The sequence below is a fragment of the Acidimicrobiales bacterium genome, assembly GCA_035316325.1.
Classification (GTDB): Bacteria; Actinomycetota; Acidimicrobiia; order Acidimicrobiales; family VFJN01; genus DASXTK01.
The window spans coordinates 41,468-47,974 of sequence record DATHJB010000182.1 but is presented as its reverse complement, the minus strand read 5'-3'; the positions used below and the strand labels follow the sequence as shown (position 1 = coordinate 47,974).

The window sequence follows — 6,507 nt, the reverse complement described above, 5'->3', positions numbered from 1 at the left end:
GCGGACACGCCGGCCCACACGCCGATGGCCCGGCCGCGCTCCTTCGGGTCGTGGAAGACGTTCGTGACGACCGACAGGGTGGCCGGCATGATGAACGCCCCTCCCACGCCCATCAGGGCGCGGAAGCCGATGAGGGAGTTCGCCGACGACGAGAACGCGGCCAGCGCCGAGCCGACGCCGAACACGGCGAGGCCGCCGGCCAGGGCCCGGTAGCGGCCGAAGCGGTCGCCCAGCGCCCCGGCGGTGAGCAGCAGGCCGGCGAACACGAGCACGTACGAGTCGACGATCCACTGGAGGTCGCTGGCCTGGGCACCGAGGCCGCCCTGCGACTCGGACTTCGACAGGGTGGGCAACGCGATGTTGAGGATGCTGTTGTCGACGACGATCACGACGAGGCTGAGGCACAGCACGATGAGCGTGAGCCAGCGCCGTCGATGGACGTGGTCGGCGTCGTGTTGCCAGTCGCGCATGGCGCTTGCCCCTCCTACGGGTAGATTCCTGAGTGACCTCAGCAGTTGCTGAGGGTACTCACTAGTCACGGGAACGCCAACAGGAATTCTCCGATGGTCTCGACATCACCGACACCGACAACGACGCCGGTCGATGCCGTCGACCTGGCGGATGCCTTCTTCGCCGTGTCCCACGCCCTCAAGCGGAACATCAACGCCCGGGTGCAGCCCACCGGGCTGTCGCTGGCCCGGCTGCAGGTGCTGTTCCAGCTGGTCGACGGGCAGGCGATCCGCATCGGTGAGCTGAGCACCTGCATCGGCGTCGCCGCCCGCACCATGACCTCCACGATCGAGGCGATGGAGCGCGACGGTCTGGTCACCCGCCGGTCCGACCCGCAGGACGGGCGGGCCACGATCATCACCATCACCGACGCCGGCCGTCGCCTCTACGAGGAGGGCCGTCGGGTGCAGGCGAGCGTGGTCGCCGACCTGTTCGAGACCCTCGACCCCGGCCAGCGCGCCGCCCTCGGCGAGGTCCTCCAGCAGCTCAACCAGCTCGCCATCGACGCCGCCCGCTCCACCGCCCGCACGCCTCTCGGCTAGAGCGTCCGCTCCGCGGACGAGACGGGCGACAGGGAGCCGTCGCCCGCGGGGATCCGCCAGGACGCCCGCGTCGACGCCTGGGCCGAGCGGTCGAAGGTGTCGATCACGCGGAAGGACACCGTGGCCTCTGTCGGGGTCAGGTCGACCAGGCCGTAGCCCTGGCTCACCAGGTCCATGTAGTCGAGGTGGGGGTTGATGGCGAGGAAGCCGTCCTCCAGGGTCCGCAGCACCGCCTCGGCCTGGTCCAGCGGCAGGTCGGGCAGGTAGGCCCGGCGCAGGTCCGGGTCGGCGGTCTGCGAGCCGCACACGAACTCGTGGGCCACCACCGGCGATGCCGCCAGGTCGTCGTAGTCGGGCCGCAGGGCACCGGCGAAGTAGATGTGGGTGTGACCCGCCGTCACCAGCACGTTGGGGATCTCGTGGCGGGCGACGAAGTCGAGCAGCTCCCGCCGCTCCGCCCAGTACATGTCCCAGGCGTCGCTCGCCACGTAGCTGCCGCCGTTGAGGTGGAACCCGGGCGCCCCGGCCGCACGGGCCTCGGGGGTGTCGTAGTCGGCCAGCCGCAGGGCCAGGAAGTTGTAGCCGTGGCCGATGTGGCGCCAGGTCGCGTCGCTGTCGCGGAGCCGCCGCTGCAGCCAGCGCTTCTGCGCCCGGCCCAGGCACGTGCGGTCCTCGGCGAAGATGCCCGCGCCCTCGGGCGTCGCGGTGTCGATGGTCGACAGGCCGAGCGGCCCGCCCGGCACGCCGTCGACCACCCGGTCGCGGTACTGGCGGGCGTCGAGCAGCAGGAACGACGCCAGCCGCCCCCAGCCGATCTCCCGGTAGGTGCGCGTGGGGTCCGACCGCACCCGGGAGACCGGCATGTGCTCGAACCACGCCTGGCTGGCGGCGGCGAACCGGGCCGGGTCGAGGGTGCGGTCGATGCCGTTGACGAACTCGCCGTCGTCCCACATCGCCACCACCGGGTAGCGGGCGTGGAGCTCCTGCAGCAGCGGGTTGGCCTTGAAGCGCCGGTAGACGCCCCGGTAGTCGTCGAGGGTCAGGGTGGCGGTGTCGTGGACGTACACGTAGTCGCCGTAGTGGACCCAGAAGTCGATGTCCTCGTCGGCCATGGCCAGGTGGGCGACGTACTGGCTGTCGTTGATCTGCTGGCACGACGAGAAGGCGAACCGCAGCGACGCCACGTCGGCCCGGTGATGGGGCGCTGTGCGCAACCGCCCGCGGCGGCTCACGCCCGCTGCCGTGCGGAACCGGTAGTGGTACCAGCGGTCGGACCGCAGCCCGTCGACCTCGACCTTCGCCGTGTAGCCGCCCGACGCTCGCGCCGTCGTCAGGCCCCTGCGCACGATCCGGCGGAACCGGTCGTCGGACGCGACCTCCCACCGCACCGTCACCGGACGGCCGGCGGCCCGGCCCACCGGGTCGGCCACCTTGGTCCAGATCACCGCACCCGACGGCTGCGGGTCGCCCGCCGCCACGCCGAGCGGGTAGTTCGGGTCGATCGGCGCCACGTCGGCCGACGCCGCCACCAGGTCGAGCCATCCTGCTGCCCCCGCTCCGGCCGCACCCAGACCCGCGAGGAACCCCCTGCGCCCCAGCATGGGCGCGATTCTGTCAGGAGGAGCGCCCTCTGCGCTCGGCCTCTAAGCGGCCTCGAGGGCGTGGAGGATGTCCTCGACGATGTCGGACTCGGTGACCTCCAGCGTGATGGCCACCAGGCGGACCGTGGCGAGGGCGGCCAGCCAGGCGCCCGACATCGCCCGCTCCGCGCCGATCTGGTCGATGGCGGTCTGCACCGTCGGGCGGATGCCCCCGGCCGTGGCCGCCGCCATCGTGAGCATGTGGGCCAGGAGGCCGGCGCTGTCGGCCGGCACCGCGCCGTCCAGGGTCAAGCGCTCGATCAATTCGTCGAGCAGCAGCGCCTCGTCGGTCTCGGCGACCATGCGGCGCAGCGCCACGGCGGCCGCGTCGAGCAGGCCGTCGGCCACCTCCACCGGTCCGGTGTCGGCCACGGCGTTGCGCAGCACCAACGCCGCTTGGGCGGGCTCGTGGTCGAGTACCTGGGCCTCGAAGGCCTCGCGCAGCGATTCCGCCAACTCCATGGCGGGGCAGCCTAGGGGTCAGGCGGCACCCGACCGGCGTCATTGGTGCGGCATTGGTGCGGCAACCGCCCGGTATGGTCGCCGGATGGTGGCTGAGCCCCTGGTGATCGAGTTCCACGAGGACGAACGGGCGGCGGTCGTCAAGCGCATGGTGACGATGGCCGCCAAGCGCGAGGGGTGGATCAACTTCTCGCCGGGCCTCGACGTCGATCAGCCGCCGCCGCAGCGGTCGCCGCTGTCGGGCCTGTTCACCGCCCGCGGCCCCGACGTGCCGTTGGGCACGTGGAGCCCGCCCGAGCGCCGTTCGGAGCGCGATCCGGCGACGGTCGGCGTCCACCACGGGCAGGGGCCCCGCACGATCGAGATGCTCGCCGCCAAGGGCCTGGCGCTGCCCGACGGCTGGCGTCGGCTGCAGGACCACCCCCGGCGCGGCCTCGTCCTCGCCGTGCCGCCGTCGACCGACCCGGACGAGCTCGACGCCACGCTCCAGTGGCTGCTCACGGCCACCGGCCTGCTGTGCCCCATCCGCCGCACCGGCGAGTGGCGCGCCCTCTGCTACCGGGCTCTTTGAAGGGAAACGACCGTATTCGGGTCGTTTCCCTTCAAAGACTGCCGGAGGAGCCGACCGAAGCGGCCCAGCGGTAGTCGGGTTTGCCGGTAGGCGACCGCACCACCGAGTCGACCAGCACCACCCGCTTGGGTGCCTTGTAGCCCGCCAGGTGCCCCTTGCAGTGCGCCACCAGGTCGTCGAGCGACAGCGCGACGCCCGGCACCGCCTGGACGACGGCCGTCACGGCGCTCCCCCACCGCGGGTCGGCCACGCCCACCACCAGGCAGTCGTACACCGACGGGTGCGCCTTGAGGACCGCCTCGACCTCCTCGGGGAACACCTTCTCGCCGCCCGTGTTGATCACGCCCGACTCCCGGCCCAGCAGGGCGATGGCCCCGTCGGCCTCGACCGTGGCCATGTCGCCGGTGACCAGCCAGCGCTCGCCGTCGCGCTCCAGGAAGGTGGCGGCGGTGCGCTCCGGATCGTTGTGGTAGCCGAGCGGCAGGCGCCCCCCGGCCAGCACCTGGCCCACCACTCCCGACCCCGGCACGACCGGCGTGCCCGCACCGTCGACCACGATCGTCGGCTTGGTCGGCCGGTCGAAGCTCACCAGCGAGGCCCCGGCGTCGCGCTGGTCGGCCGTGACCCGTGACGCCCCCTGCGTCCCGGCCTCCGACGAGCCGAACCCGTCGACCAGGATCACCTGCGGCAGCGCCTTCAGCACCCGCTCCTTGGTGGCGCTCGACATCGGGGCGCCGCCGTTGCTGAACGAGAACAGCGACGAGACGTCGTAGCCGCCGGCCCGGTCCCACTCGTCGAGCAGCGGTCGGGCGACGGCGTCGCCGATCACGGTCAGCCCCTGCACGCCCTCGGCGGCCACCGTCCGCCACACCGCGGCCGGGTCGAGCGAGCCCGGCATCAGCACCGTCCTGCCGCCGCAGAACAGCCACGACAGCGTGGTCCACTGGGCCGCGGCGTGGATCATCGGCGCCAGCGGCATGTACGTGTACTGCTGGTCGAGCATGCGGTCCGGCAGCTCGTCGGGCCGCTCGGCCGGGCCTTGCAGGCGCATGGCGTCGCCGCCGCCGATGCAGGCGTAGAAGGCGTCCTCGTGGCGCCACACGACGCCTTTGGGCAGGCCCGTGGTGCCGCCCGTGTAGAGCACGTAGTGGTCGTCGCCGGAGCGCTCGACGTCCGGCCGGGCGCCGTCGCCCGGGGCCGCCGCCAGGGCCGCCTCGTAGTCGTCGCCGGTGGACAGCACCGACCGCACGTCCGGCAGGTCGCCCAGCACCGCGTCGACCCGGTCGCGCAGCGACGGCTGGGTGAGCACCGCCACGCTGTCGCTGTTGTCGAGCAGGTAGCGCAGCTCGTCGGTCACGTAGCGGTAGTTGACGTTGACCGGCACGGCCCGCAGCTTGAACGCCGCCAGCATCGCCTCGACGTACTCGGCGCAGTTCTGCAGGTACACGCCCACGTGGTCGCCCGGGCCCACCCCGAGCGACGCCCAATGGTGCGCCAGGCGGTTGGCCCGGTCCTCGAGCTCGGCGTAGGTGCGACGCTGGTCGCCCACCACCAGCGCTTCGCGCGCCGGCACCAGGTCGGCCGCCATCTCCCAGATGTCGGCCAGGTTGAAGCTGCGGGGTCCCCCCATGACCGCAGCTTGCTACAGCTTCGCCACGGCCTGCCGGCGATAGCGCGTGGTGGAGTGCTCCGGGTCGGTGTCGAACTGCGGGACGACCTCGTGGCCGAACAGCTCCATCGACCCGACCACGACCTCTGTCGGCAGCGTGTTGGTGGTGGGGCTGAAGGTGAGCTGGTCGAAGCCCATGTCCACCCAGTTCTGCACCGAGCGGGCGCAGTCGTCGGGGTCACCGATCACGACGAAGCCGTCGGCCGACAGCTGCTCCACCTGCTCGGGCGTCGGCTCCGGGATCTTCTCGGGCCACTCGGGCAGGGTCTTGGGCCGGGGCACGTTGTCGAGCCAGTGGTAGGCGAGCGTCGAGTAGTAGTTCATGCCCATGCTGGACGCGACCTCGAACGCCTTGCGGCGGTCCTCCATGCACAGCATGTTGGTCACGCCCATGATGTTGTCGTTCACGTAGTCGCCCACCGGCGTGGCGTTGACCACAGCCTTCTTGTAGTTGGTGACCAGCGGCTCCATCTGCTGGGGGCGGCCCAGCGAGAAGCAGAAGGCGCCCAGTCCCAGCTCACCGGCCTCGGTGAAGGTGCCCGGCGAGCCGGCGGCCACCCACATCGCCGGGTGCAGCGGCCCGTGGGGCTTGGGGAACACCTTGCGCTCCGGCATGCGGAAGTACTGCCCGTCGTAGCTGTAGGGCGCGTCCTTCCACATCTTCGGGATCTCGTTGATCGCCTCGCGCCACATCAGCTTGGTCTCGTTGATGTCGGCGATGTCGAAGCCATGGACCTCGGTGGTCGACGACCCGCGACCGGTGCCGAACTCGAACCGGTTGTTGGTGAGGTGGTCGAGCAGGGCGACGTTCTCGGCCACCCGCTGCGGCTTGTTCACCGCCGGCGTGATGTTGAAGATCGCCGAGCCGAGGTGCACCCGCTCGGTCTGCGCGGCGCAGAACGCCAGGAAGGCCTCGGGCCCGGGCATGTGGCTGTACTCGTCGAGGAAGTGGTGCTGCGGGCACCACACGTACTTGAAGCCGTGCTGGTCCGCCGCCTTGGCGATCTCGACGTTGCGGAAGATGCGCAGGTGCTCAGCGTTCGGATCCTTGTCCCGCTCGAAGCGGGGGACGAACAGCTGGGCGAAGACGCCGAACTCCATGTCGTGCTTTCC

The 6,507-nt window shown here is 71.5% G+C and carries 7 protein-coding genes; 2 read left to right on the top strand and 5 right to left on the bottom strand.

Annotated elements, in window-relative coordinates:
• On the bottom strand, positions 1 to 470 hold a 470-nt coding region (locus VK611_24660), incomplete at its 3' end, for an MFS transporter (protein HMG44550.1).
• Positions 471 to 563: 93 nt separating this feature from the next.
• On the opposite strand from VK611_24660, the gene VK611_24655 reads away from it, so the two are divergent.
• A complete protein-coding gene (locus VK611_24655; GenBank protein HMG44549.1) occupies positions 564 to 1,052 on the top strand; it encodes a MarR family transcriptional regulator in 489 nt (162 codons plus the stop codon).
• On the opposite strand, the gene VK611_24650 is transcribed toward VK611_24655, so the two are convergent.
• Positions 1,049 to 2,653, bottom strand: a complete 1,605-nt coding sequence (locus VK611_24650) for an alkaline phosphatase D family protein (protein HMG44548.1) — start codon at positions 2,651 to 2,653, stop codon at positions 1,049 to 1,051. The genes VK611_24655 and VK611_24650 overlap by 4 nt on opposite strands.
• Before the next feature lie 42 nt (positions 2,654 to 2,695).
• The gene (locus tag VK611_24645; GenBank protein ID HMG44547.1) at positions 2,696 to 3,154 is read right to left on the bottom strand and encodes a hypothetical protein; all 459 of its coding nucleotides are present in this window, start codon (positions 3,152 to 3,154) and stop codon (positions 2,696 to 2,698) included.
• Positions 3,155 to 3,239: 85 nt separating this feature from the next.
• On the opposite strand from VK611_24645, the gene VK611_24640 reads away from it, so the two are divergent.
• The gene (locus VK611_24640) at positions 3,240 to 3,725 is read left to right on the top strand and encodes a hypothetical protein (protein ID HMG44546.1); all 486 of its coding nucleotides are present in this window, start codon (positions 3,240 to 3,242) and stop codon (positions 3,723 to 3,725) included.
• Positions 3,726 to 3,756: 31 nt separating this feature from the next.
• On the opposite strand, the gene VK611_24635 is transcribed toward VK611_24640, so the two are convergent.
• Positions 3,757 to 5,355 carry an acyl-CoA synthetase gene (locus VK611_24635; protein HMG44545.1) on the bottom strand — a complete coding sequence of 533 codons (1,599 nt, stop codon included), beginning with the start codon at positions 5,353 to 5,355 and terminating at the stop codon, positions 3,757 to 3,759.
• A 12-nt stretch (positions 5,356 to 5,367) separates the two neighbouring features.
• Positions 5,368 to 6,495: an LLM class flavin-dependent oxidoreductase gene (locus VK611_24630; protein ID HMG44544.1), complete on the bottom strand. Its 1,128-nt coding sequence runs from the start codon at positions 6,493 to 6,495 to the stop codon at positions 5,368 to 5,370.
• Between the last annotated feature and the right edge of the window lie 12 nt (positions 6,496 to 6,507).

Excerpts from the sequence above, each read along its gene's own strand:
- VK611_24655 (HMG44549.1), top strand. The coding sequence starts at position 564 with ATGGTCTCGACATCACCGACACCGACAACGACGCCGGTCGATGCCGTC.
- VK611_24650 (HMG44548.1), bottom strand. The coding sequence starts at position 2,653 with ATGCTGGGGCGCAGGGGGTTCCTCGCGGGTCTGGGTGCGGCCGGAGCG.
- VK611_24645 (HMG44547.1), bottom strand. The coding sequence starts at position 3,154 with ATGGAGTTGGCGGAATCGCTGCGCGAGGCCTTCGAGGCCCAGGTACTC.
- VK611_24640 (HMG44546.1), top strand. The coding sequence starts at position 3,240 with ATGGTGGCTGAGCCCCTGGTGATCGAGTTCCACGAGGACGAACGGGCG.
- VK611_24635 (HMG44545.1), bottom strand. The coding sequence starts at position 5,355 with ATGGGGGGACCCCGCAGCTTCAACCTGGCCGACATCTGGGAGATGGCG.
- VK611_24630 (HMG44544.1), bottom strand. The coding sequence starts at position 6,495 with ATGGAGTTCGGCGTCTTCGCCCAGCTGTTCGTCCCCCGCTTCGAGCGG.